General features: G+C 47.3%; 18 protein-coding genes and 1 pseudogene. 6 read left to right on the top strand and 13 right to left on the bottom strand.

Annotation, left to right across the window (positions count from 1 at the left end; genetic code table 11):
* Nucleotides 1-20: 20 nt before the first annotated feature.
* The 6 genes from GZ78_RS16470 to GZ78_RS16445 form a co-directional block, all read right to left on the bottom strand.
* Nucleotides 21-2,258, bottom strand: coding sequence for a YgiQ family radical SAM protein (locus GZ78_RS16470; protein WP_051786253.1), 2,238 nt, complete (start codon nt 2,256-2,258; stop codon nt 21-23).
* A 173-nt stretch (nt 2,259-2,431) separates the two neighbouring features.
* A complete protein-coding gene (locus GZ78_RS16465; RefSeq protein ID WP_034838075.1) occupies nt 2,432-3,892 on the bottom strand; it encodes a hypothetical protein in 1,461 nt (486 codons plus the stop codon).
* Nucleotides 3,892-4,386 (bottom strand): SycD/LcrH family type III secretion system chaperone, encoded by a 495-nt coding sequence (locus GZ78_RS16460; RefSeq protein ID WP_034838073.1) that lies wholly within the window; start codon nt 4,384-4,386, stop codon nt 3,892-3,894. The genes GZ78_RS16465 and GZ78_RS16460 overlap by 1 nt, the downstream gene beginning before the upstream one ends.
* A 195-nt stretch (nt 4,387-4,581) precedes the next feature.
* A complete protein-coding gene (locus GZ78_RS16455; RefSeq protein WP_152558785.1) occupies nt 4,582-8,277 on the bottom strand; it encodes a hypothetical protein in 3,696 nt (1,231 codons plus the stop codon).
* Nucleotides 8,278-8,420: 143 nt separating this feature from the next.
* On the bottom strand, nt 8,421-9,008 hold the full coding sequence (locus GZ78_RS16450) for a TIGR04219 family outer membrane beta-barrel protein (RefSeq protein WP_034838067.1): 588 nt from the start codon (nt 9,006-9,008) through the stop codon (nt 8,421-8,423).
* Between the two features lie 99 nt (nt 9,009-9,107).
* The gene (locus GZ78_RS16445; RefSeq protein ID WP_034838064.1) at nt 9,108-9,887 is read right to left on the bottom strand and encodes a methyltransferase domain-containing protein; all 780 of its coding nucleotides are present in this window, start codon (nt 9,885-9,887) and stop codon (nt 9,108-9,110) included.
* 382 nt (nt 9,888-10,269) lie between these two features.
* Here GZ78_RS16445 and GZ78_RS16440 point away from each other — a divergent pair, with 382 nt between their 5' ends.
* Nucleotides 10,270-11,310 (top strand): hypothetical protein, encoded by a 1,041-nt coding sequence (locus tag GZ78_RS16440; protein ID WP_152558784.1) that lies wholly within the window; start codon nt 10,270-10,272, stop codon nt 11,308-11,310.
* Between the two features lie 43 nt (nt 11,311-11,353).
* Here GZ78_RS16440 and GZ78_RS16435 read toward each other — a convergent pair whose 3' ends face one another.
* Nucleotides 11,354-11,542, bottom strand: a complete 189-nt coding sequence (locus GZ78_RS16435; protein WP_034838059.1) for a DUF1127 domain-containing protein — start codon at nt 11,540-11,542, stop codon at nt 11,354-11,356.
* A 543-nt stretch (nt 11,543-12,085) separates the two neighbouring features.
* Between GZ78_RS16435 and GZ78_RS31015 the strand changes: the two are divergent.
* Nucleotides 12,086-12,246, top strand: a pseudogene (locus tag GZ78_RS31015) (YtoQ family protein); the annotation flags it as partial.
* 140 nt (nt 12,247-12,386) lie between these two features.
* Here GZ78_RS31015 and GZ78_RS16430 read toward each other — a convergent pair.
* Together GZ78_RS16430 and GZ78_RS16425 are read right to left on the bottom strand one after the other, a co-directional pair.
* Entirely contained in the window at nt 12,387-13,628 is a 1,242-nt protein-coding gene (locus GZ78_RS16430) for a hypothetical protein (protein ID WP_034838057.1), read from the bottom strand.
* 197 nt (nt 13,629-13,825) lie between these two features.
* Nucleotides 13,826-14,254 (bottom strand): hypothetical protein, encoded by a 429-nt coding sequence (locus GZ78_RS16425; RefSeq protein WP_034838054.1) that lies wholly within the window; start codon nt 14,252-14,254, stop codon nt 13,826-13,828.
* Nucleotides 14,255-14,436: 182 nt separating this feature from the next.
* On the opposite strand from GZ78_RS16425, the gene GZ78_RS16420 reads away from it, so the two are divergent.
* Nucleotides 14,437-15,159, top strand: a complete 723-nt coding sequence (locus GZ78_RS16420; RefSeq protein ID WP_034838051.1) for a response regulator — start codon at nt 14,437-14,439, stop codon at nt 15,157-15,159.
* On the top strand, nt 15,156-16,601 hold the full coding sequence (locus tag GZ78_RS16415) for an ATP-binding protein (protein WP_152558783.1): 1,446 nt from the start codon (nt 15,156-15,158) through the stop codon (nt 16,599-16,601). The genes GZ78_RS16420 and GZ78_RS16415 overlap by 4 nt, the downstream gene beginning before the upstream one ends.
* A gap of 173 nt (nt 16,602-16,774) precedes the next feature.
* Here GZ78_RS16415 and dbpA read toward each other — a convergent pair whose 3' ends face one another.
* On the bottom strand, nt 16,775-18,154 hold the full coding sequence (gene dbpA / locus GZ78_RS16410) for an ATP-dependent RNA helicase DbpA (protein WP_034838048.1): 1,380 nt from the start codon (nt 18,152-18,154) through the stop codon (nt 16,775-16,777).
* Between the two features lie 95 nt (nt 18,155-18,249).
* Nucleotides 18,250-19,773 carry a hypothetical protein gene (locus GZ78_RS16405; RefSeq protein ID WP_152558782.1) on the bottom strand — a complete coding sequence of 508 codons (1,524 nt, stop codon included), beginning with the start codon at nt 19,771-19,773 and terminating at the stop codon, nt 18,250-18,252.
* A 282-nt stretch (nt 19,774-20,055) separates the two neighbouring features.
* Here GZ78_RS16405 and GZ78_RS16400 point away from each other — a divergent pair, with 282 nt between their 5' ends.
* Complete coding sequence (locus GZ78_RS16400) at nt 20,056-21,525, top strand: SLC13 family permease (RefSeq protein ID WP_051786251.1); 1,470 nt, start codon at nt 20,056-20,058, stop codon at nt 21,523-21,525.
* Between the two features lie 16 nt (nt 21,526-21,541).
* Here GZ78_RS16400 and GZ78_RS16395 read toward each other — a convergent pair whose 3' ends face one another.
* Nucleotides 21,542-21,940: a DUF2956 domain-containing protein gene (locus tag GZ78_RS16395; RefSeq protein ID WP_236631590.1), complete on the bottom strand. Its 399-nt coding sequence runs from the start codon at nt 21,938-21,940 to the stop codon at nt 21,542-21,544.
* 227 nt (nt 21,941-22,167) lie between these two features.
* Between GZ78_RS16395 and GZ78_RS16390 the strand changes: the two genes are divergently transcribed.
* Nucleotides 22,168-22,911: a hypothetical protein gene (locus GZ78_RS16390; protein ID WP_034838037.1), complete on the top strand. Its 744-nt coding sequence runs from the start codon at nt 22,168-22,170 to the stop codon at nt 22,909-22,911.
* A 224-nt stretch (nt 22,912-23,135) separates the two neighbouring features.
* Here the strand turns inward: GZ78_RS16390 and GZ78_RS16385 are convergent, their stop codons facing one another.
* Nucleotides 23,136-23,645 carry a GNAT family N-acetyltransferase gene (locus GZ78_RS16385; protein ID WP_034838034.1) on the bottom strand — a complete coding sequence of 170 codons (510 nt, stop codon included), beginning with the start codon at nt 23,643-23,645 and terminating at the stop codon, nt 23,136-23,138.
* Nucleotides 23,646-23,899 lie beyond the last annotated feature (254 nt).

The following is a 23,899-nucleotide window of genomic DNA, read 5'->3' as shown; positions in this document are numbered from 1 at the left end:
AGAATCACTGCTCTGTTGTATTAACGACGTTTTGTACGTTGGACTGTTTTCTTTTTGGGCTGCCGGTTGTCCCACTGTCCACCACGAGCCTTCTGGAATTTTCCAGCGGGCTTTTGCCCTTTTTTCGCTATGGACATATGTGGACGACGGCTGTCTTTGCTTTTCTCTTCAGCAGGTACCAGCTGGTTAGGGCCATCACCGATCAATTCGGAACGGTTCATCTTTCTCAGGGCATTACGCAATACATCCCAGTGTCTGGAGTCGTGGTAGCGCAGAAATGCTTTGTGTAGACGACGTTGTTCCATTTCTTTAGGAATATAAAGTTTGTCGCTCTTGTAGTTGAGCTTTTTCAGTGGGTTCCGACCGGAGTAGTACATGGCGGTTGCCAGTGACATCGGGGACGGGTAGAAAGTTTGTACCTGATCAACACGGAACTTGTGGCGCTTCAGCCACAGCGAAAGGTTCATCATATCTTCGTCTTCACAGCCCGGGTGAGCGGCGATGAAATAAGGAATAAGGTACTGCTTTTTACCGGCTTCCTTCGAAAACTTGTCGAACATTTTCTTAAAGGCGTCGTAGGTGCCCATGCCGGGCTTCATCATCAGGTCAAGAGTGCCTTTCTCGGTATGTTCAGGCGCAATTTTCAGATAACCACCTACGTGGTGTGTGACCAGCTCACGAACGTACTCTGGATCTTCCACCGCAAGGTCATAACGGAGGCCGGAAGCGATGGCGATCTTTTTGATACCGGGAATCGCTCTGGCTTTTCGGTACAGCTCCGTCGTTTGCTTGTGTGATGTTTCCAGATTTTTACAAATACCGGGGAAAACACAGGAAAGGCGACGGCAGCTGGCCTGAATCTCTGCACTCTTGCAGTTCAGGTGATACATATTGGCGGTGGGTCCACCCAGGTCAGAAATCTGACCTGTAAAACCCGGTACCTTGTCGCGAATATCTTCCAGCTCCTGCAGAACAGATTCTTGAGAACGGCTCTGAATGACCCGGCCTTCGTGTTCTGTAATGGAACAAAAAGTACAACCACCAAAACAGCCTCGCATGATGTTGACGGACGTCTTGATCATGTCATAAGCCGGAATTTTAGCCTCACCGTAGGAAGGGTGTGGTCTGCGCTGGTATGGCAGGGCAAAGACACCATCCATCTCTGGTGTTTCCAGAGGGATAGGGGGTGGGTTTACCCAGATTTCACGATTGCCATGCTTCTGTATCAGTACCCTGGCGTTGTGAGGGTTGGACTCCTGATGAAGCACTCGGGAAGCGTGAGCATAGAGAGCAGGATCCTTGCGAACCTTTTCAAACGACGGCAGCCGAATACAGCTTTTGCTGGCGTCAAAGTCTGCCTTGCGATGTAAAGGAAGGGGGACAATACGGATAGGCTGAACATCGGGTTCTTTATTAAACGCTGAAGGCTCCTGTTCTTTACTGGAGGCACATTCTTCTTCCTGAATATACTCATAAGGACTGGTGCCATAGGCTTCTTCCAGAGAGCCCATATCTCTGGGCCAGTCGATACGAGTGGAATCAATTTCGGTCCAGCCTTCCGGTGTTACAGGCTTAACAACCACGGTTCCGCGAATATTATCCATCGCTTTGATATCAATGCCTGCAGCCAGTTTGTTAGCTACATCGGCCATAGCTCTCTCAGCGTTTCCGTAGAGAAGAATATCTGCCGTGGAATCAATCAAAACAGAGCGACGAACTTCATTGCTCCAATAATCGTACTGGGCAATTCTGCGGAGACTCGCTTCAATACCGCCAATAACGACTGGAACGTCGTTGTAAGCTTCTTTGCAACGCTGGCTATAAACGATAACGGAGCGATCCGGGCGTTTGCCGGGTTCTGCATCAGGGGTATAGGCGTCGTCATTACGGACTTTCAGATCAGCGGTGTAGCGGTTGATCATGGAATCCATGTTGCCGCCCGTAACGCCATAGAACAGATTGGGCTTGCCCAGGCGCATGAAGTCTTCGGTATTATTCCAGTCTGGCTGGGCAATAATGCCAACTCTGAAACCCTGGGACTCCAGAAAACGGCCAATAACGGCCATACCAAAGCTGGGGTGATCAACGTAGGCATCTCCTGTGACAATGATGATGTCGCAGGAGTCCCAGCCGAGTTCATCCATCTCTGCACGGGTCATGGGAAGATAAGGTGCTGTGCCATAGCATTCAGCCCAATACTTTGGGTAGGAAAATAATTCCTTGGCAGGCACTGGCTGCTGCAGAGATGAGTGACTCATGAATGTTCTGGTTTTATCTGTTTTGTCTGAGGGAGCGCTATTTTTTCAAAAAATGCGCCGTATAGATAGCTCGAATTGCAGTCAGGGGATGAGATGAAACCGAAATGACATGGTTATGAACCATCGCTGTCTCTGTATGGATATCAATAATCCATGACAGAGACAGCGGAAATTTAAACGGAATTATGGCGTCGGATAAGCCCCTGCTCACTGGCTGCATCCTGTTGGGAAGAAAGTACTTCTTCAGGTACGTTGGAGATATTACTGACAAACTGGGTGAGATCGGGGGCGGCAGGTGGGCTCTCTGGCTGCTCATTCTGAACAGCATCAGGTGTCACTTCCTCAGAGGGAGGAGTCAGCTCCTGGTTGTTTTCCCCGATTTCAGGAACCTCTTCAGGGAGCGGTGGGGGGGCTGTATCATCGGTTGATGTACTGACACTGTCACCCAGACTGTTTTCCAGTCCTAAAGAGTCGGTAAAGCCACCCAGTATTTCTTCCGCCAGAGCTGGATCACCGGATTCCAGTGCATTAATAGCTTCCTGCAGTTTATTTTTGGCTTCTTCTGATTCGGCAGACTCTTGAAGGGCCTGAAGCAGAAGTTTTCGTCTTTCAAAGTGATCCATACCCTCGCTGGCTATCTGAATACCTTCTGTAGCGTCACCTACAGAAGAAGAGGAAGAGCCTGCTTCATCTATAGCCTCGGAGGGTTGCTGGTTGTCATCACTGTCTGGCTGGTGGTTATCGGTTTGCTCTGAGTTACCTGATGATTGGACGGGGGGGCGAAAAAGAACATGGCTATTGGCCTGGCGGTTGCGCTGGGCTTCAGAGTCTCTCTCTTGCTTCTCCATGTAGTCAATTTCACTTTTGGAAAAGATACTGATGTTCGAGTTGTCTTTGCCAGGATTAACATCGCGGTCGATTTCAAGAGCCCATTCCCAGAGCGCAACGGGAGGAAATATAAATGCCAGGCTTTTCAGGAAAATAGTATCGGAGTTAGCCTTGCTCGCGCTGTTGGCGTCATCAATATGTTCTCGAATATGTTCTATGTTGCTGGCATGGCGTTGTTGAGCATCTTGAGAAGCAATCTCTATTTTGTTTTCAGAGTATTTAACGGAATTGTCTTCCAGGTTGGCATTGATCTCAGCAAGGATCTGATCAAGCTTGTCTGTTGTCAGAGTGCCTTGTCTATTTTCGGCATGAAGTCTACCTAAGGCGCCATTGATATTGCTGAGCGTTTCTGGCGAAGCTTCTGAGAGTTTGGAAAGTTTGTCATCAATTTCCAATACCGTATTACCTACAGCGGGCGTGACCAGCTCTGGGTAGGTGTTAGTGATCGAGGCAGGGCCCTCACCAAAATTCCCTCCAATTTGCCCTCTGAGGTTGGCGGCTGTCTGCTGGGCTACCTGTTTCTGTAAATCGCCTACCTCACCGGTAATCTCTGAGTCGGGTTCTGGTATGGTGGGAGCATCAGATGCACCGGGAGGCAGTTGAACCAAGCCTCCCCCGGTACGGGCTGATACCGAATTGCTTGTATCATAACCTCTTGAAACACGGTCAGCCTGTTCAAGTCCCCTGAGTTCTTCTGTTTGTGTAGGGACTACGACGGCTTCACTACGATTAACTGAATCGACCATCAGGACTGCCCTCCCTGCTCGTCTTCAAAGGTCTGGAGCAAACGCTCGACTCTCGTCAACTCCAGATGTGAGAACTGATGTTTGCTGGCATCTTTTAATGCACTTTTATAGATCACTTTTGCAATGCCTCTTTCCTTTAGAGCAAGGTAGCAGTCACCCATATACACTTTCGCCAGTGGATTCTTGATATCCATTCTTGCTGCGTACTCGAAAGTTTTAATAGCCTGTCCGTAAGCTCTCAGCATCATCTGACAGGAACCCAGGCAAATAAAGTTTCGGGCGTTCCAGTGATCATAGAAACAAAGGTATTGAAAGATTCTTGCAGCTTCCTCAAAGTGACCATTCTGATACTGACTGTATCCATGGGCATAGATAGCTTCGAGGGCTTTCTCATTCATCTGGTTGGCTTCTGCCAGGGTTCCACCCGTGAGCAGGTATTCGGTCATGGTGGCCAGCTCCTGACTGTCAGGAGCCTGGAAGGGCTGGTTTGACATCGACGGCTTCCTTGCTGATCTTTCAGAATTCTGTTTCTAAAGGTATAGCACTCGTTTTTTGGGGGCTCCTGCCTGTTGGGACGAAAGTCGTAGGGAGAGGCTGAAGGGTTGAAATACCGAATAATCTCCAGATTTTTGACACTGAAGCCCCGATGCAGAACCTTCCTTCAGAAACAACTCAACCCTGAGAGGTGCCTAATGACTAGCTCCTGGTCCCTTTTTTGACTTTGCTGTTGTGGCTTTAGGGTCTTTGGATTTTCTGGCTTCTTTGACAGGCTTCTCCGGAAACAGCTCTGTATCTTCGTCGTCGCAACAATGGAAGTAATGAGTCAGAGACGCAAACCATTGGTTTTCCTTGGCGTAAGAAGGATGCATAAGATTCAGGTGGGGCTCGCCCGGCTCTGTCCAGAGGTTCAGACTCTCGGGTTTGATCAGATCTGGCCTGCAGTAGATACTGTGTCCCATTGAGAGGTTTGCCCGAATCGGAATCTTCAGAGCATCAGCCAGAATAGTCAGGTCATGGTGTAAATAATCAGGGTTTTTCAGAAAAGTCTCCTGTCTGACTCTTGTCAGAAGAGCGTTTAAACCCAGTTGCTCGGGCACAGACTTACCCGCTGGAGTTTTCCCTGTGTCATGGAGTACTTCAAGATAGTCACGAAGCCTTGTCTGGAGCTTCAGACCCAGTGCAGCTGGATTCGGCTCTTTTACTGTTTCAACAGCAGGAACGTTCTCTTCTCTGACTGGGGCAGCTTGGGGTTCAGGTGTCACTGACCCTTTTCCTTTACGTCCCTGTGGCTTCCCTTTTTTACCTTTTTTAGATTTGCGGCTGGCCGTTTTCCATTCCTGTTGGGAGTCTTCTTTTACAGTACTTGCTGCTGGAGGCTTTCTCTCCTGAACGGTTTCCGGATCGATGAGTTCCATCAGATTGCGTTCTATGATCGAAACTCCCAGAGCTGTATTCATGTTGTGCGGAATGAACAGTCTCAGAGGCAGTTCGACTTCTAGAGGCTCTTCGATTTCCACTGTTTCCAGTTTCTCCAGACCCACTTCCGTTGATCCATCTGTAGGCGTAACGGTATGGACTGGAGATGTTTCCCTTGAGGAGGTAATCAGATCGGGTAATGAGCCATGTGTTATATCAGTACTGTGGCTGGACATCTCTGTCATAGAGGAAAAACAGAACTCGAGCTTAAGCGCATTTTTGGGAATGGCAACATCGGAATCCCGTTGAGGTGGGTATCCAGGAGAAACGACCCATCGATCACCACCTGCCTGCACAACCAGTGTTCTGCCAATAGTGAATGCCAGGGTAGTCAGGGGGTGTGGTGTTGCGCCATGTTCCGGGTGAATTTCAAACCTGGAAGGTCGGGGACTTTCGGGGTCTGGCTTGGGCAGGTTTCCAACTTTTTCTTGAAGTTCGAGTCTCATGGCATCTGGCAACGCAAATACGATGGCTCCGGGGGGGTAAGGTATGCTCACTTCTTGAGTCGTAGCAGCTCCAGTTTCGGCTCTTAAAAAATCTGAACTTGAGCGAGAGCTAGAATGTGCATTGCCCGGTTGCGAGAGGGAGGATTGAGGCCTGAGTTCTGGAAGAATAGGACTCAGAGTCTGCATTCTTTCGTCAGGCTCTGAGACTTTTGTTCTTGCAACAGGGGGTACCTGTCGGAATTGTGCCACCTGTTTACGATCCAGAGAGTTTTCCAGCATTTCCATAGAAGTGTCGAGCTTTTTTCCTAGTTCTTCCAGGTCCTTGACTCGAACGACTAGCTGACTGCGTTGTTGAGAGCCTCCACTTCCTGAGAGTTTATGACGATGAATCATTTGACCGCGCAGTGCATAGATATTCGGAATATCCTTGCAACACTGGATGACCATTTTTCCTTGTGCAATCAAGTATTCCATCTCATTGTGCAGGTCCACCAGAGCATCAATAAATTCTGGCTGATCCTCGGAAAGGCCAAAGAAGATCTCCTGTGCATCTTTCACTGCTTTACTCATGACCAGGGTATTGATACTGATATTTTGCATATTCAGTTTAAAGAGCTTCAGGGCTTCCCTGAATTTGATATCTTTATCAAGTTCAGGGAGATCCTGACTTTCCAAGGCTTCTCTATAGGCATAAACAGGTTCAATCATCTTGTGAACTGATTCCAGCTGTCGTCGAAGTCTGGCGGTGACCATGTCGGCATAACCATAATGGGCTTGTGCCTTATCAAAACCACTGACTTGCGGATGCTGAATGACTTTCTTGAAAATGCCATTAAGAACACCAACGGCCTCTTTTCGACCAAAGGCTTTTGAGGCTTCGCTAAGAGTGCCCGCCAGATCATAGGGCTTTGGCGGAGGGGTTCCCGGCTTTTTTTCTGAGGCAATGGTTACGGCCATTTTAGCCTGCTTTTTCTTCCATTCAGCTTCCAGTTTTGCTTCTTCTCTTTCCCGACGCTTCTTCTCTCTGGTTTCTAATTTGCCGTTGATCCGTTTCTGATCCTCTTCTTCTTCTGTGATGAGGTCAGAAGCCATTTGTGCCACCCCTGCTTCCTGATTGCGAAGGTCTCTTACTACCGCTTGGCAGTGCTGATTGATCTGCTCATAAAAGAACATTAGGGAAGCCCGGCTATCTTCCGGTAGCATTTTGTTTTTATTGATGGATCTGATCAGGACTTCTAACTCAGAGACCAACGTTTCTGCTCCTTCTACTCTGGCCTTAAAGTGGGCTAATGGCTCAGGGCGATCATAAAGATAGGTCAGAGAGGCCAGCAGAGAATGGCAGAGTGAAAATATATCTTTTGGGGCAAAGAGCGGGTTGTCTGCTTCCATCTGCTTTCGGTAGAACTGCAGCAGGCGTTGTGCCTGTTTGGGGTTGTCCACTAGAATGGCTGCAGTGATCAGCTGCTTGACTCTCCAGCTTTCCAGCTCCAATACTTGCGGTTGTTCAGGGTCAAAGTCAGCCAACCATTGACTGAAATAGCAAGAGTGTGCAGACAGCATTGCACGCAGTGCTTCCTGATTATGGGTGAGCATATAATGAGCCACAGCCAGATCTGCCAGCATAGCCACCCCAAAGGCGACCTTATCATGGGTTTTGAGGCTTTCTTCCAGTTCTGAATAATGTTCAAGCCCCAGCTGATACTGAACCACTTCCTGGTACATTTTCATACACTCGATCGTTTGGGGTAGAAAGGTCTCTATCCTGTGACCGAAAGTTTCGCTCAGTTGAATGGAATCCAGGATACTCATCACTTTAAGGGCTTCACTGAAACGTATGCGACAAAAGCTGGCATAGAGGTGAATCAGTTTCCTCTCTCCCCAATAATCCTTATGGCGCTTGTCTGAGTTTCCGAGGCTCACCGCATCCCTGAGGAAGGCTTGATCATCTTCGCTGACCTGCTGTGATCTGGCGGCTCTTCTTGCAGTGGTTTCAAGCTTTTTATAAACACTGTAATCAGACGTGAGCACCTGATACATCTTGTTTGCTTTGGCAAAGTGTTCATCCAGCAACTGTTTCAGCTGTTCCATCTGGACAAATAGAAGCTGGGAGGCTCCGACATAACCGTGATCACGGGTGCATTGAATTTGTGGCAGTCCTTTATCAATGCCATTTTGCTTCATAAACGCTTTAATGGCTTCGCGTGATTTATCCACTTCATGACCCATTTTGGCCATTTCATCCCGGGTGTGTTTCTTTTTTCTGACAGCCCGCTTGGATAGCTGTTCATCTGTTCCAGCCACGGCAGAGGCTTTGGCTACCAGATTATCGCCACTGGTGTGGGTGATATCACGTTGATCGTGCTGACCCGTGGTTTCACTTTTTTGTTCAGGGCCCATTGACGAGTGAGTAGGGGAAATATTCCCTGATAGGGGAGAGGGCTTATCCCGGCCAGTTCTGTCCACTGTAACCTGCCATTTTGAGTGATCTTCTCTTTAGCTTAGAAAAGTATGTTGATTTGTCAGAAGTGGTTGGGAATATTCGTAATCAGTGGGAATAAGTTTGAAGGGAGCTGGTTCACCGGAACCAGCTGTCGGTGAGCAGCAGATCAGATATCCCAGAGCAGACCCAGGTTAAAGCCCTTGATACGCTCATCGTTGTAGATGCCCTTGGTGCCATCCATATCGATTTCGTAGGTTCGGTATCCGCCTTGCAGTTTCAGACCTGCAAACAAGTGAAAGCGAGCACCCACTTCGAAATCATTAAAGCGGGTATCACTGGAGCGACCCGCATACAGTTTGCTGTAAAAACTCAGGGCACTGGCCTGAAAGAGTTCTACATCAGCTGTGATCATGGGCACCGTGTCGCTGAATGAGGCATCCCGGTATTTACCACTGTCGAAACGTCGGGCACCCAGGCCAAGATCAAGGGCAATGTTGCCGTTGTCCAGTATTTCGTAGTAGCCGGTAGCGTCGTAACTGTCGAACTTCAGCTTGTCATGATTGAGCTTGCTATAGCCTACCGCCAGATTGGGCAGCAGGGGAACAGGGTGCTCTATCTGACCGTAAACGGTTTGAAAATCACCGTGGTTGGCGGTATTCCAATAGTTATAACCTAGCTTTGCACCAATAATATCTGCTTGGGCAACAGAGGCACTGACTGCCAATATGGCAGCCGTTAGAATCGTTTTTTTCATCTGTCGTTTTTTTGTGTAGGTAAAAATAACAAACTTATCGTTTGTGAGCTTCAGCTCCCATGCTTACTTTTACCTATTACGTGCACAATTAACAGGTTGTTAATTTTTTGTGACTTCAAAAACGTAGCGGTTGAGGCTAAAAAAATAATCATTCTGATCATTTTTTGTCACCAGATCCTGAAACCAGGCATTAATTTGCTCAATTGTTAAGGTGTCCGACAGGTGATTGCAGATGGATCTGGCCAAAAAATAGGAGTAATCCTGATCGCTAAAGGAAGTATTGATAATAGGGTAAATGTTGATGTGATTGACGCTCAGTTTAGCTCTGTGAAATTTAGTGGGTAGTTTGCGAGGTAAATACGAGTCTTCACAATGGGATTCCCAGAGCTCTATAGCTCTCAGCATGCTTTCCCTGTCAGAATGATTCCAGACCAGTGAATCCCAGTCGGTATCAATAATCAGAGCCCGACCACCGGGCTTGAGCACCCGATGTATTTCCAGAAGCGCCTGATCAACATTGCTGACGTATTCCAACACCTGAATGGAAACCGCCACGTCAAAGGAGGCGTTCTCAAAGGGCAGGGTTTCCGCGTCGGCTTGCTGAAAATGAGTATTGTTCTGATCCCGGCAGAGTTTTTCAGCCATCGTCAACATGGGTTTGCTCGGATCAACTCCTGTAATCAGCCCACCTGAACCGGTTTGTTTGGCCATCTCACTGACCAGCAGACCTGGACCGCAGCCAATATCCAGAACACTTTCACCTCTTTTCAAATCAAGGCGGTTCAGGGTGTATTGCCGCTGCTGAACGATATCAGGTTTGAGGTAGGAGTTTCGGGTTTGTTCAGAGCTGTCCTGATCAAAGGAAAACCGGGCATGCATAGTTGACTCCTGAAGCGGGAAGGTTCTGCCACTATAGCCAATGCATATCAGTATTTCTTGTGTCGCATGGGAAAGGGGTGGCGGAAAATCAGGGCTTCGTCTATATAAATTTGTCCAGTAAAGCATAACTCCAAAACAACAGGTTCAGTCGGGATAGCGGAACTTGCGTAAATATACCCATTGGATTTCAAGATGCTACCAGCGACAAGTGAGCGAAGCCCTGTGAGCCTACAAGTAGTAGGTGATCAGGGTGAGCGAACGCTGGCAACAACGTAGCATCTTGAAAGGCGATGGGTATACACCGAGTCAAAAGTCTCAAATGGCCAGCTTATGGAAAGACAGTTGCATTTGAATTATCAATTTTTGTAATGGGTGAAATCTGATGCGCTCAGTTCGAATGGCTTTGTACAGTGCGATAGGAGCTTTCCTTGTACTGTCGATGACTCATGCTGTAGCCAAAAATGCATGCTGGGTTACAACCTATGCCAACAGCTCATATAACGTGGATGCTCTCACTGAAGTCATGGAAGGCAGCGACGATGTGCCGCTGTGTGTGACTGATTCGCCAGTGGGTTCTGGTATTGAGGTTGGACATGTTGGATATCAGGGAGAGGTAGGCAATGAGGTTCTGGCTTGTTTGTATAAGGATTCCAGCGGAAGTAATACTTACAGTTATGAGTTTCAATGGTTGTCGACAAATCATATTCAGTTGCAGCAAGCTAAAACTTATAAACCCTCTTTGAAAGATCCTGCGGGTATTACCACCACAATATTCATTTCAAAACTGGTTTTTGAATTCTGTGACGAACAGACAGGAGAACCTGAGATTTCTGCTCAGGGTGGAATGTCTCAAGAAGCCTCTAGCTCCAATGGTGAAAAAACTTTAGGGGGAGCCACGGTTGCTATGCAGAGACCCAATCGCTGTATGGAAAGCAGGGTCGAAAAAGTTCGTGGAGAAAAGCGGCGTTACTTCTCTTTTGGTACCAAATCGTCTGATGGTAAACGCTGTGAGCTGGATGAGTCTCGTTACTACGAGGCTGTTGGCACCGATAGTAACCATACTCAACAGAGTACAATACAAGCTCAGGCAGTCCCCGCACCTCAAACCAAAGAGTGTCAATTTCCTGAGTATGTCAAAGGTCACACCTTTGTCTGTAAGTTTGATAAAGGAACTGACAATGGGCACTACTGGATTAAAGATGGCAAGGAGAAGAAACACAAAGCCGAGGATCTTGGAGAGTGTGCGCGCTACAACAATAAAGTAAGGTTCTGCATGGATACAAAACGCCATTGCATAATGGGTCGAAAAGTCAAACATGACAACAGTCACAACCGAAATTTCTGTTACATCTGCAATTCAGATACAAATGCCGAAGCGGCTAGCCTGGACTGGAATAATATTCCATGTATGGACGGTAAGTAATTTGAGTTTAAGACCTGAAGGCGCTTGTTTCTTCAGGTCTTATTTATTCTCTCCAAAAAGGTTTGCTGATTTCATCCATACGGTCAGCTTCTGTTACCCCAATATCCTTGAGCATTCTGCTATCCATTCTGGCCAGATACTCGTGAGTTCTTGAACGATGATGCCATTTATCCCATTGGTTAATCAGTTTCATAGGTAAACGGGCCATTTTACGAAGTGCATTCTGTTTCATTCTGCTGCCTCCTTTCCTGCTTGAGAACAGCTACAGAGTAGATTTGATTCGTATAGACGACAAACGAGATATTCTTTCGGGTATGATAAGAAAAACTTATAAATGGGATGGGCGAAATAGAACGTTTTCCCTCACTGAGAGGACTGCAGTATTTTGTAAGTCTGGCAACCCTGATAGATATGCGTCATATTCTTGAGCGGTGAGTTCAGACATATTGGCCTGATGCAGCAGTTTTACAAAAAACTCAGGCTGATATTTGGCCAGCCTTTTCACAAGTGCAGGAGTGAAAGGGTTAGTTGTCAAAGCATCAAATATCGTCTCTAGGAGGCTGACCGAGAATAGCGTCCGAGAATAGACAGCCCTACTGCGGCGACAGCAAATGGGTCTAAAAATTCTGCCGTCCTCACTGCGGGCGCTATTATCGGTCAGCCTCCTGGTTTCTCCGTCGTCATTTTTGTCGACCTGGACTTGTCTGGCAGTGATTCGCTTTGGAGATAAATACAAACAGTAGAATGCTGCCTTTGATGCAGGCCTTTGATGCAGGCCTTTGATGCAGGCTTTTGTGCGGCCTTATCCAAGCCTTTATAACACTTCATGACGAATCGATTGTTCACCCGCTGAAGGAAGTGGATGCAGCAGCGCAAGCTTGGGCAACTACTCCCGCTCAAGTGGTAGAGATATTGAATTACCTCATTAAGGGCTGAGGAATAGTCCGGAAAAAAAATTCGTTGATTCATCAAGCCCCGTTCGTGCTGAGCCTGTCGAAGCTTAGAGCCAGAGCTTTCCACAGGCTTGGGGTGAGCGGAGCTTATGTTTTAATCGGGAATGTATTTCGAGCTAAATCCTATGGGCTTTCTACTTCCTTGATCGAGAACGCCTGCAGTGAAAGAGTCAAGTCCTTCAGGTTCAGGCCAGGCATAATGATAGCCGGCTCCTCTCCGGGAAAAACGGCTTGTGAAGCGCTAATGGCAAAGGAGCTTGTGGGTAATTGTTTGACGCTGCTCCATCCTTCATGTCCGTCAAAAATATCTGGATACAGTGAAAACAAAAGGTTCTCTCCCTGACTGTCTGTCATCAGCAGAGTGATCAGGTATGCCTCTCCCATGTTTATTTGATTGAAGTGGTAGAGCCAGGATGCCTGAATAGTGGGCTCAGGTATCAAGGTGTTGTTAAATTGCATCTGGGGCTTCGTCTGCAGTGCAATCTTCATCTTCTGACTACTGATGTCAGCGTAAGCTGCATAGTTGAAACTGTTTTCCGGAATATTCAGTAATTGAGGTGTGGGCGCTGTGTGAATAGCAGTCGATACACTCAAGCCAGAGATATGCTGGTGGGTACCTATTTGAGCAGCGTCGCTTATTTCAACGATTTTACTTACTGGTTGCCCGTTGTCGAGTGAAAATATGCTGTATGACAGGTTGACCCTGTCACCGATGACAGAAACTGATGGAGTGCCAGCAATAATACCTCCGGAAGTATCAGCATCTACTTCACTGGATCGGCTTATAGACCATTCATAGAGTTTACCACTCTGCCTTAAAGTCGCCAGGGCAAGATAGAGATGACTGTCAGCAACCGATTTTTTTAAATCTTCAACCCTTTGAGGGGCAGAGTGACTGATGTCTGGCAGACTGCCTGTTTTATCTTTTCTTGTCAGGTAAGCCAGAATAAAACCATCTTTATAGGGTGTTGCGGTAACCCCCAGCAAGGTCTCCGGTATTTTATCGTGCTCCTTGAAGGCCGGAGCTATTGTGGTAAATTCACTTGTGAGTGCTTCTGGTTTTCTGACAGGAGATTCACTGTAGGCCATTTCAATTTGCTGATTCTGGTTTAACCATATCAGACATAGATGGTCGTTTATTTCAGTGTTTTTAGGGCAGAAAGACAGGGCAACGGAAGGAGTCAGAGTTTTTGCCAGAGTGACGGATGAGCTCTGTTGTTGATCCGGTCCAATGGTTACTTTCTGGAGGGGACCCAGAACGGCTTTTGGATGAATAGCTTCAGAGCGCGTGGTTGTCGAAAGAACCAACAAGATAAGAAAGAGAGTCGCTGGAATACTGAGCAAGGGTGAGGTAAACCATTTCATGAGCTGACCTGCTTGGAGAAATAACAGAAAACATGAAGAATAAAGTTTAGGAGAGCTTTCAGAGTCTGCAGTCTAACTACTAAAAAAAAGTAAATTTAAGTTTTTATTCTACTCGCGCTATTTCTGCCCAGCAAAAAATTGCCCGGTTATTTCCGGGCAATTAACACACATAGAAAGAACAAGAATACAGAGGAGAGTTATTGCTTCTCCTTCTTTTCCATTCGTTTCTGAATTCTTTCAAACCGGTCCAGTGGCATGCCATTTTTCGCCAGAGCCCATTCTTTCACCAATGAGTCATCCTTGGTCACGATAGAAACGGTATAGCCTTGATCATTGGCTTTGACTTCGCCCACTTTGACGTTAGAGTTGCCTTTCATAAGCAAGCGGGCAGAAGCCAGAGTCCGGATCTCATCGGCAGTGAATTCACGTGCCATATACTCTTTCAGATTCTTCTTTCCGAACCTGCCTTTGAAGCCCTGTTCCCTTTTCTTGCCACAGTCACGGTGTTCATACTTGTATTCATTGTTCTTAGGGTCTTCGTTATCCCCCTCCCCCCACCAGGCAAGGGCTGAAGTGGCTGTGAATACAGTAACAAAGGCGGCGACTACGGGTAATTTGCGATTCATCAGGTGTCTCTCCAATAAGGTTTCTACGATTCTTATTAAAGCCTGAGGATGTCTCAGAAATATATCGTGACACGTTTAATTTGTCGCAAATTGTATCAGTTGGGTCGTTTGACAAGATTTGATACATATTTCTTTTACCAAGTACATATAATCGAGATCAATACAGTTCTGGCGTCAGCATTATGGAGCAGAAAAAACACATACTGGTGGTCGATGACCACAGTGAAATTCGCGACCTTTTAGGCAAGTATCTTGGGCAACACGGTTATGAGGTTAGCCTGGCGGATGGCGGGCGAAAAATGCACAAGGTACTGGAGAATCAGTCCGTGGATCTGGTGGTTCTGGATGTGATGATGCCAGAGGAAGATGGCCTTAGCCTGTGTCGTTCACTGAAAGAGCAAGGGGGCCCACCCGTTATTATGCTGACAGCCCTGGGAGAAGAAGCAGATACCATTGTGGGCTTGGAAATGGGCGCGGATGATTATGTCTCCAAGCCGTTCAGCCCAAGAGAATTACTGGCCAGAATCAAAGCAGTACTCAGGCGTCTGGAGCATTTGCCAAGTCCGCTCAGAAAGCAAACTGAAGTTAGCAAGAAAGCTTTTTCAGGTTGGATGCTGGATCTTCACCAGCAACAATTGGAGCGGGAAGATGGCTTATTGGTGCCATTGAGTACGGCAGAGTTCAGGCTACTGGAAGTTTTTCTGGGGCATCCTCGTAAGGTGCTGAGCAGAGACCAGTTGTTAGATATGACCAAGGGAAGAGAAGCTTTGCCTTTTGATCGCAGTATTGATAACCAGGTCAGCCGTTTGCGGAAAAAAATCGAGCCAGACCCCAAAAATCCCTCTCTGGTCAAAACGGTTTGGGGTGGAGGCTACAGTTTTACAGCTGAGGTGTCAGAGCCTTGATTCGGTGGGTAAAACGATTATGGCCTTCCAGTTTGACCGGGCAGATGGTTTCTCTGGTCCTGGTAGCCCTGACGTTATCTGTTGTGATAAGCACATTTATTTTAAATGCCGCCTACAACCGTGCTGTCGATGATATTAATCAGGGGGCTCTGCTCAGAAGAGTGGTAACGCTGGTGGAGTTGTTGGAGTCGAGCCCTGAAAGTCTGCACCAGTCCATTCTCAGAGCATCGGGTAATCGCAATGAGAAAGTGCTTCTCAGCAGTCTTAGTATGGTGCACGAGGAATCAAAACGCGGGGTCAGAAAAGGCGCTGTAAACTATTTATTGAAAGAGTTGGGTTCTGATTATGAGGGGCGTATCCGGGTAGATCTGGAACGCAATCAGAATGACTGGTTCGACTATGATCGGGGCAAGCAGAGGGAGAGGTCAGAAACATTCAGAAATGAGCGGGATGATCGCTGGAAGAAGTCAGAGAAGTACCGTGAGTGGCGCAAGCACAAGGGAAAAAAACTGGTATTTCTGGAAGTGTCCATCAAATTGAATAATGGCCAGTGGCTGAACTTGTTGACTCGATCACCACCTATTCCAAGAGTGTTACTCAAACAAACCCTGTTGTTTATGAGTATTTCTGTTTTATGTGTTCTGCTGGCGGTTATCTTCATGGTCAGAAGGGTGACAAGGCCCATGAAGCAGCTGGCGGCAGCTTCCCATCGACTCGGAGTGGGAGAAAGCATTGATCCGATAGATGAAGAAGGGCCTGAAGACATTCGTGAAACGATCAGGGCTTTTAATTTGATGAATGAAAGGATGCAGCGATTTGTGTCCGATCGTACCCGTATGCTGGCTGCTCTGTCCCACGACCTTCGCACTCCGATCACGACGATGCGTTTAAGAGTAGAGATGATGGATGAGTCGGAAGATCGCAGGCAGATGCTGGCAACGTTGGATGAGATGCAGCAAATGTCGGAAGCAACACTGGCATTTATGCGACAAGCTTCTGATAAGGAGAAAACCAGAAAAGTCGATCTTAACGCCCTGTTGGATAGCCTTTGTGAGGATATGGTGGCTATGGGGCATGAAGTCGGCTTTATTGAAGGTCCGGAAGTGATCATTTCCTGTCGTTTGGTGAGCTTGAAAAGGGCTTTGAGAAATCTGATCGAAAACGGTGTGAAGTATGGAGCTTCGGTTACTGTTTCTTTGGCTCAACAGGAAGGGGCTGCTCAAATAATGATTCAGGATTACGGGCCAGGAATACCAGAAGAAACGATGGAAAAAGTATTTGAGCCTTTTGTCAGACTGGAGGAGTCACGAAATCGTGATACAGGAGGGATGGGGCTCGGGTTGTCGATAGCCCGAAACATTATTCACAGCCACGGTGGTGAAATCAGACTGGAGAATAATGAGAAGGGATTGTTGGTCACGGTTCTGTGTCCCCTGAAGTAGATGATATGGGCTCTTGTTAAACAGAGCCCATATCCGCTTTTCTGGTCAGGAACCTGATGCAGCTAAGCATTAATAAGCATACATACTTCGTTCATCCTGAGCTTGTCGAAGGATGCTGGGAGCGCACTTCAACAAGCTAGATGTGAACGTTATAAGGAATAGTGCTTGGTTGCCTAAAGTCTTCTGACTTTAAACTTACGGCCCTTTATTCGACCTTGCTCAAGACGTTCAAGCGCTTTTCGAGCACTTTCTCTTTTTATGGCCACATAAGCTACAAAATCAAAAATATTGATTTTACCGACCTGATCTCCGGAGATACCGGCATCACCCGTAAGGGCACCCAGAACATCACCCGCTCGAACTTTGTTTTTCTTACCACCATCAATGGCCAGGGTTACCATTGGCGCTTTGGAAGGTGGCTGTGTTGCTGGTTTCAAAGCTCTGTGGTCACCAAAAGTGAGTTCTGTACGCAGGATGTCAGCAATTTCATCAAGCTTGTACTGTTCACGAGAGGTATGCAGATTCAGAGCCAGCCCTTCTTTTCCGGCGCGGCCTGTACGGCCGACTCTATGAACATGGACTTCCGGATCGCGACTCAGGTCATAGTTTATGACAGCAGCCAGATCATCAATATCCAGACCTCGGGCGGCAACATCGGTGGCAATCAGAATATCGGCACTCTGATTTGAAAAGCGCACCAGCATCTGATCCCGTTCACGCTGTTCCATATCGCCATGAAGCACCAGGGGCTTATAACCCTGTTCATACAGTTCAGTGCCTACTTCCTTACAGGTCTGCTTGGTATTACAGAAAATGACAGCAGAAGCAGGTTGATAGTGATTCAGCAGCTTGCAGAGCGTGTCTGGTTTATCAGTGTTCTCAGCCTGGTAGAAAAACTGCTGGATATGCTGGTGAGAATGTACTGACTCAACCGTTACTTCTTCAGGCTCCGACTGGAACTTCTGGCTCAGAGCTCTGATCTGTTTTGGGTAGGTGGCTGAATAAAGAAGCGTCTGCCTGTCTGATGGCGTGTGACCCAGAATATGTTCAATAGGATCAATGAAACCCATGTCCAGCATACGATCCGCTTCGTCCAGCACAACGGTCTTAACTTGATCGATAGTGAGCGTTTGCTTACGCAGGTGGTCTTGAATCCTGCCTGGTGTGCCCACCACGATGTGGGCACCATGAGCCAGGGATCCTATTTGGGGGCCTATTGGCTGACCACCGCACAGGGTAACAACCTTGATGTTTTGCTGGTAACGGGCCAGTTTTCGGATTTCATTCGCTACCTGAGTCGCCAATTCGCGGGTTGGGCAAAGCACCAGACCCTGGCAGCCAAAAAAGCGTTGTTCAATACCCAGAAGCATACTAATAGCAAAGGCTGCGGTTTTACCGCTGCCGGTTTTGGCCTTGGCGATCAAATCTTTGCCGGCCATGGCCAGAGGTAAACTCTTTTGCTGGATAGGCGTCATTTCCCGGTAGCCAATCTGCTCCAGGTTTTTAAGCAACGCTTCGGGCAGCGGCAGTTCGGAAAAAGGGTGTGTACTCAAGGTATTCTCGTTGATATGGAAATTCGGGGCTCGGAGTATAACAGAGCTGATGAAAAAGCGTGGATGTGGAGTATACCCATGAGAGGAGTCTCTTCTTATAAAAAGAGAGCCATCAGAATGAAAATCTTAATCACCGGTTTGAACTGGTTGATGATCCAGTCAAACAATTCACCCACATTTCTCCGGTCTATGACGAAGTGCTGTCCTGAAACAGTCAGTGTGACATCACCCGCTGAGTCAGGTTGAAGACTTATAACTGTGGCCGGCTGGTTTGGAACAATCAGTTGAGCCATAAAAGGGGTTTGCGTGGTACTGAACTCCTCAATGTTTTGCAGGGCTGTATCTTCTGTTGGAATAGATTGTAAGCCATAGGTGGTCATTAAGATATCAAGACTAGCCTGGTCATGGGTGTCCTGAAGTTCCTGAACAGCTCCATAGTTTATGTCAGGTGGGATTACTGGTGAAGAGTGCTGCAGCCGTTGAATGTAATCAATAATCGCTGTCGCCAGAGAGGCTGGTGCAGTGACACTGGCTGTAGCTGTTACGCCCTGTGTCTGGGGAAAAAGGGCGGTCGGCAAGTCATTGGTCACTTCTGTGTGAGTAAACAGAGTTAACAATGTTACTTCTTCATTGGTAAGAAAGGTATTGAGAAGAGTGATGATGCTATCAATAGGAATGGATGCGCTTTGCATGCCTATTTCGGTAATGATCAGAGCCTGAGCGTTGTCTGCCGGATGTATATGGATAACGGTGATCGTCCCATTCTTTTGTATCATCCGGATAATGACTTTTTTTCCTGAGAGCAGGAGTGCTTTCAGGTCTGACAGAGAGTGGGCTGCCAGTTCAATGTTAAAGGTAGGTAATATGGAGATCAGGGCAGACAGTTCCGCCTCGCCTCTCAATAGTAACATTCCTTCTCCACCGGGCAGTGTTGAGCTTCCACCGCTTGATGTTTGGTAACCTTCTTGCTGAAGCAGTTTAATAAGGTTGTGGGCAACAGAAGAACCCTCTGACGCCTGTACAGGGGCGAACATAAACTGAGGCTCAGTCAGCGTATCGTAATTTGCCATGGGGGGCTGATACACCATGAGATTGTCAGGTTCCACTAGAGGAGGGTCATTCTCAACAGGGGGATGAGTTACGGTAGTTGTATCTAATGTTTCAACTCCCAGATTACTATGAGAGTCGTCGTGAGAAGGAACAATGGCTTTGTTAATGACCGTCAGATCAAAGCTATATTTGGCGCCTGCTGGAAGAGTTAAACCAGAGCTCGTCCCTACCATGGTTGAAGAGGCTACATAACCACCCGATGCCTGTCCCGGATCTCGAAATAATAGGGAGCGACCCATCTGGTCTGCTAATTTATCGGCGTCGTCTTTATCTTTATCCTTGTCATCCGTAGTTGGCCCAGTATCCATTGGTACCATCACACCAGCATGTTGGTGTATTAGTTGAGACTCCTTCTCATCTTCCATCTCATTTATCGTGTCCTGCATGCACTGCAAACAGAAATGACCACCGCTGCCATCGGGCTCCATGGCTATGTGGTGCTTTGTGCACATATGTTTTTCACAGGGAGGTTTGTCTGCCGCTGTTGCTTGAGAAACAGATACGGACATAGTTGCAATCAGCGCCCATAAGAGGCTGATACAAAAAGCTGTCTTGATAGAAAATAACTTCACAGAGAAACAGGAGTCCATTGCTGCACTTTTTCATGGTTTTATTTCATTGTAAGGATAAGAGGGTAGAAGATAGATCGTCATATTGCTCAGAAAACAACTGGTTAGAATGACCGTTTACCCATCATGAAATGGGCTGTATTTTCGCTTTTTAAAAGCGGACATGTGAATAATTCAGGGAAGTGACCGACTTATAAACAGAATACTTCTCAGGAACAGACCATGAGTAAATCATCCACCTCGCCAGAGCTGGAAGCAGGGGCTAACCCTTATATCTGGCTGCTTGGGCTGACCGCAGGTGTCAGTCTGTTTGTGTTGACGCTTCTACTGCCAGCTCCTGAGAGCATGCCCGTTGCCGCTTGGCAATGTGCAGGTCTGGCTCTGATGATGGCGGTATTCTGGTCTCTGGAAATTCTTCCTATTCCCATTACGGCATTAATGCCTCTGCTTGTAGCTCCACTGGTGGGGCTGGTTTCTCTGGATAAAGCCGCTTCAGCCTATGCTCATCCGGTCATCTATCTGTTCATGGGCGGGTTCATGTTGGGGCTGGCTATGGAGCGGTGGAACCTTCATCGCCGAATTGCGCTGTTAACCATGCTGGCTTCCGGAACCGGAGAACGCCGGCAGGTGATTGGGTTCATGCTGGCTACTGCTTTTATCAGTATGTGGGTATCGAATACCGCAACGGCCATTATGATGTTGCCTATTGGCATGTCTGTGATCGCCATGATGAAAGAAGAGCGAGGTTCTCATGGAAACTTTCCTTCAGCTTTACTTCTGGCCATAGCTTATGGTGCCTCTATTGGCGGTTTTGGCACTTTGATCGGTACTCCACCCAATGCGCTGCTGGCGGCATTTCTCAGTGAGCAGTATGGCATTGAGATCGGGTTTGCCCAATGGATGATGATTGGCCTGCCCGCGACTGTGCTGATGCTACTGGTGACAGGCTGGTGGCTCAGTCTGGGTGGCTATAAGCTCCGTCCGGGAGAAAGTGAATCCGTTCGCCAATCATTAAAAGAACAGCTGACTTCTATGGGCTCGCTGAGTCGAGCTGAGAAGTGGGTGGCAGTGATCTTTACCTCGACGGCTTTATGCTGGGTGTTCAGACCCTGGCTATCGAGCTTTATGCCAGGCATTCAACTAACCGATACAGCCATAGCCCTGACAGGTGGGCTGCTGATGTTTATTATCCCTGTTCGGTGGGGAGAGAAACTCGACTTTCTTCTCAACTGGAAAGATATTCGCAGACTGCCGTGGGATGTTTTGCTGCTTTTTGGTGGTGGTCTGAGCCTGGCTGCCATTATTCGTAAAACCGGACTGGCTGAATGGATTGCGGGTAACTTTCAGGTATTGGATGGGCTGCCCACCATTGCGGCTATCGCACTGGTTGTTGCCGTCATAATTTTCCTGACTGAAATTACCAGTAATACGGCTACAACCGCTGCATTTCTGCCTCCTCTGGGTGCACTGGCCGTTTCGCTGGGGCTGGACCCTGAAGTGTTGGCTATTCCCGCCGCGATAGCAGCCAGCTGTGCTTTTATGTTGCCAGTGGCGACACCGCCCAATGCGATTGTTTTTGGTTCAGGACTGTTGTCTATCCGCCAAATGGTTCGAAGTGGTCTTATTCTGAACCTGGCGGGCATAGTGATTATTACTGTGCTGTGCTCCCTGCTGGTGGACAAGGTATTTTGACATTTGTCTGGCGGCTTCAGGTTCCAGACGTCATTAGATACAGCACGAACGCACCCCAGCTGAGTCCCAGCAAAAGCCAGGGGAGCCAGTGCTGTTTGTAGTGAATCACCTCCTCGGTGACAGCCTCAGCCTCTTGAACAGGTGACTCCGTTTGCTTCCTGACCTTCTTCAGGTTCTTGTCGAGCTCTCTGGCTTTGGCTTTCTGTTGCTTCTTGTAGTGCTCAATGCCTTTCTGGATGCCCTGGGCAATAAGCCGTGTCTGTTCTTTGCTTTGTCCGGGGCGTTGAGTCGCTTTGGCTGTGGCCATCGCTTCTTCACGGGTTTTGGAGGAATCAGTCTTCTTCTGTGGCCTGGCCATATTGCGTTGCAGTCTCTGAAGCATGGAGAAGAGATCGGGATAATAAAGCAAGATCATAGCGAAATCAGCTTAGCCCTCTAAGATTAATCTTCAATCAAAATAATATTTCATACAGTTATGAAGACGGTACTTCAGATATTACTGCTGGCTATGCTTTGTAATGGCGCTGTTCTGGCAGGTGGGAAGGATAGGGGAAAAAGAAGGAACCCACGAATGAAACCCAGGAGGAGAATGACGGGCAGGATGATCAGAATGAGAATAGTGATGATGATTCAGTGATTCCAATGGATGGCCTGCTTTCCCAGGATACGGTGGGTTGCCCTTACGGTTGTGGTGGAGCCTGCAATCATTTTCTACCGGCTCCCCGAAACAGACGTTTCTATCCTGTTGGAGAGAGCCCGGCAGACGGGTATATATTGCCTGATAAAGACGCTTGTAAAAGCTATAAATGTTGTAATCCATCAAAGGTGGGTTTGGATGCTATGGATCAGCTGTTTTCTGGCGAGGCGGAATTGTTTGGTTATGTTTCTCTGGTTAACCAGAGGGCGTTGGATAAAGTCATGCATTGCTTGAATCGTGCCGTTGAGTGGTGTCAGCAAGTTGAGCCAAGGCCGTCCTTTGATACAAATCAGGTCATTGAGATTCAAGGCGGTTATCAAGTACTGGATCAATTTGTTGCCAGTGCTATTTCAATACAGGCCCATACAGCTGACCTTGCCGTCATGATTAACTGGATTTTTAACCCATTCTCACATCAATATCTTTCAATGCCTTACTGGTACAGAGTCAGGTCGTTAAATTACTACGGCGATTCAATAATGACTATTCTCCAAAATTGGAGTGCAGACTATCGTTACCGTTTAAATACCTATGGATACAGCGAGTTCGAGCTGACTGAGGCATTACCTCAGCTTCAAACGAATCGATGGCTGATATCCAATCACGATGGCTCCTTCGTTATGGCGGTCGTAAATGTGGGAGAAAGCCTTTTCGCCATCATGGTTCACTGTGTACTTTGTACGAGGTAAACGAGCGCTGGATGGCTTGATGTACTCATTGGGTGAACAAGTTTATCCGCAACCAATATCAGGGAAGGCATGGTATTTCTTTGATTTGGGGACTGTAGAATACTATATACCTCCAACGCCATCTTCGGAGGAAGATGGCTAAGGAAGGCTCGAAAAGTACACATTGTTGAGCTGTTTCAGTTAAGCAGTATCCAACTTTTTAAATGGATGACAGGTGTCTTGTTTTAGGCGCATTCTTCAGTTCGCTCAATTTGAAAGCCCCTGGCCTGATAGTTCGCCAGAGCACCGGGGTGGTCCAGTGAACAGGTATTGACCTGAACTTTTGACGCGCCCCAGCTCCAGGCTTCTTCTATAGCATTGCTCAAAAATCCACCTCCTAGCCCCTGACCAATAAACGGTTTGGCCAGGCCAAAGTAGGCCAGTTCAATGACACCGTCTGATTTTTTCTGTAGTTCAAAATATCCTGCAGGACTTCCTGATTTATACAGTACCCAGGTTCTCAGATTTTCTGATTCAGAATAATCTTGCCATTGTTGTTCTGACCAGCTCAGCTTATCGGTCCATTCCCAGTGACGGCCTACAAACTCGTAAAGAAAGCGGTTGTACTCGAATAACTTCTCAGAGCACTCACGAACTTCAAATCCCTTGTCAGGTAATGGCTTTTTGATCAGCTCAGAAGGTGATGTCATCACCAGGTACCAGATGGTGGTTATTTGTGTTTTCTTCTCAGTCATTGGAACACTAACTTCTACTGCTCAGCAGGCAATGGGTAATTGCAGATTGATGGTAAAGCTCTTTATCAGGAAAACAACCCTATTTTTTCGGGATGATTTATGAAGGTAGTGTGAATCAGTCCTGATGTGTTTATGAATATTAATTAAACAGAAGGTTGATTGGAGTTTTCAATAAAGGCATGGAAAAAGTCGATAGGAAAAACATGATTTGAATCAATAGATGTTTTTTTTCGATATTGGCTATTCCCTACCTT

It is taken from the genome of Endozoicomonas numazuensis (assembly GCF_000722635.1).
Classification (GTDB): Bacteria; Pseudomonadota; Gammaproteobacteria; order Pseudomonadales; family Endozoicomonadaceae; genus Endozoicomonas_A; species Endozoicomonas_A numazuensis.
Note: the sequence above shows the minus strand (reverse complement) of the source record. Positions and strands in the feature narration are given on the sequence as shown.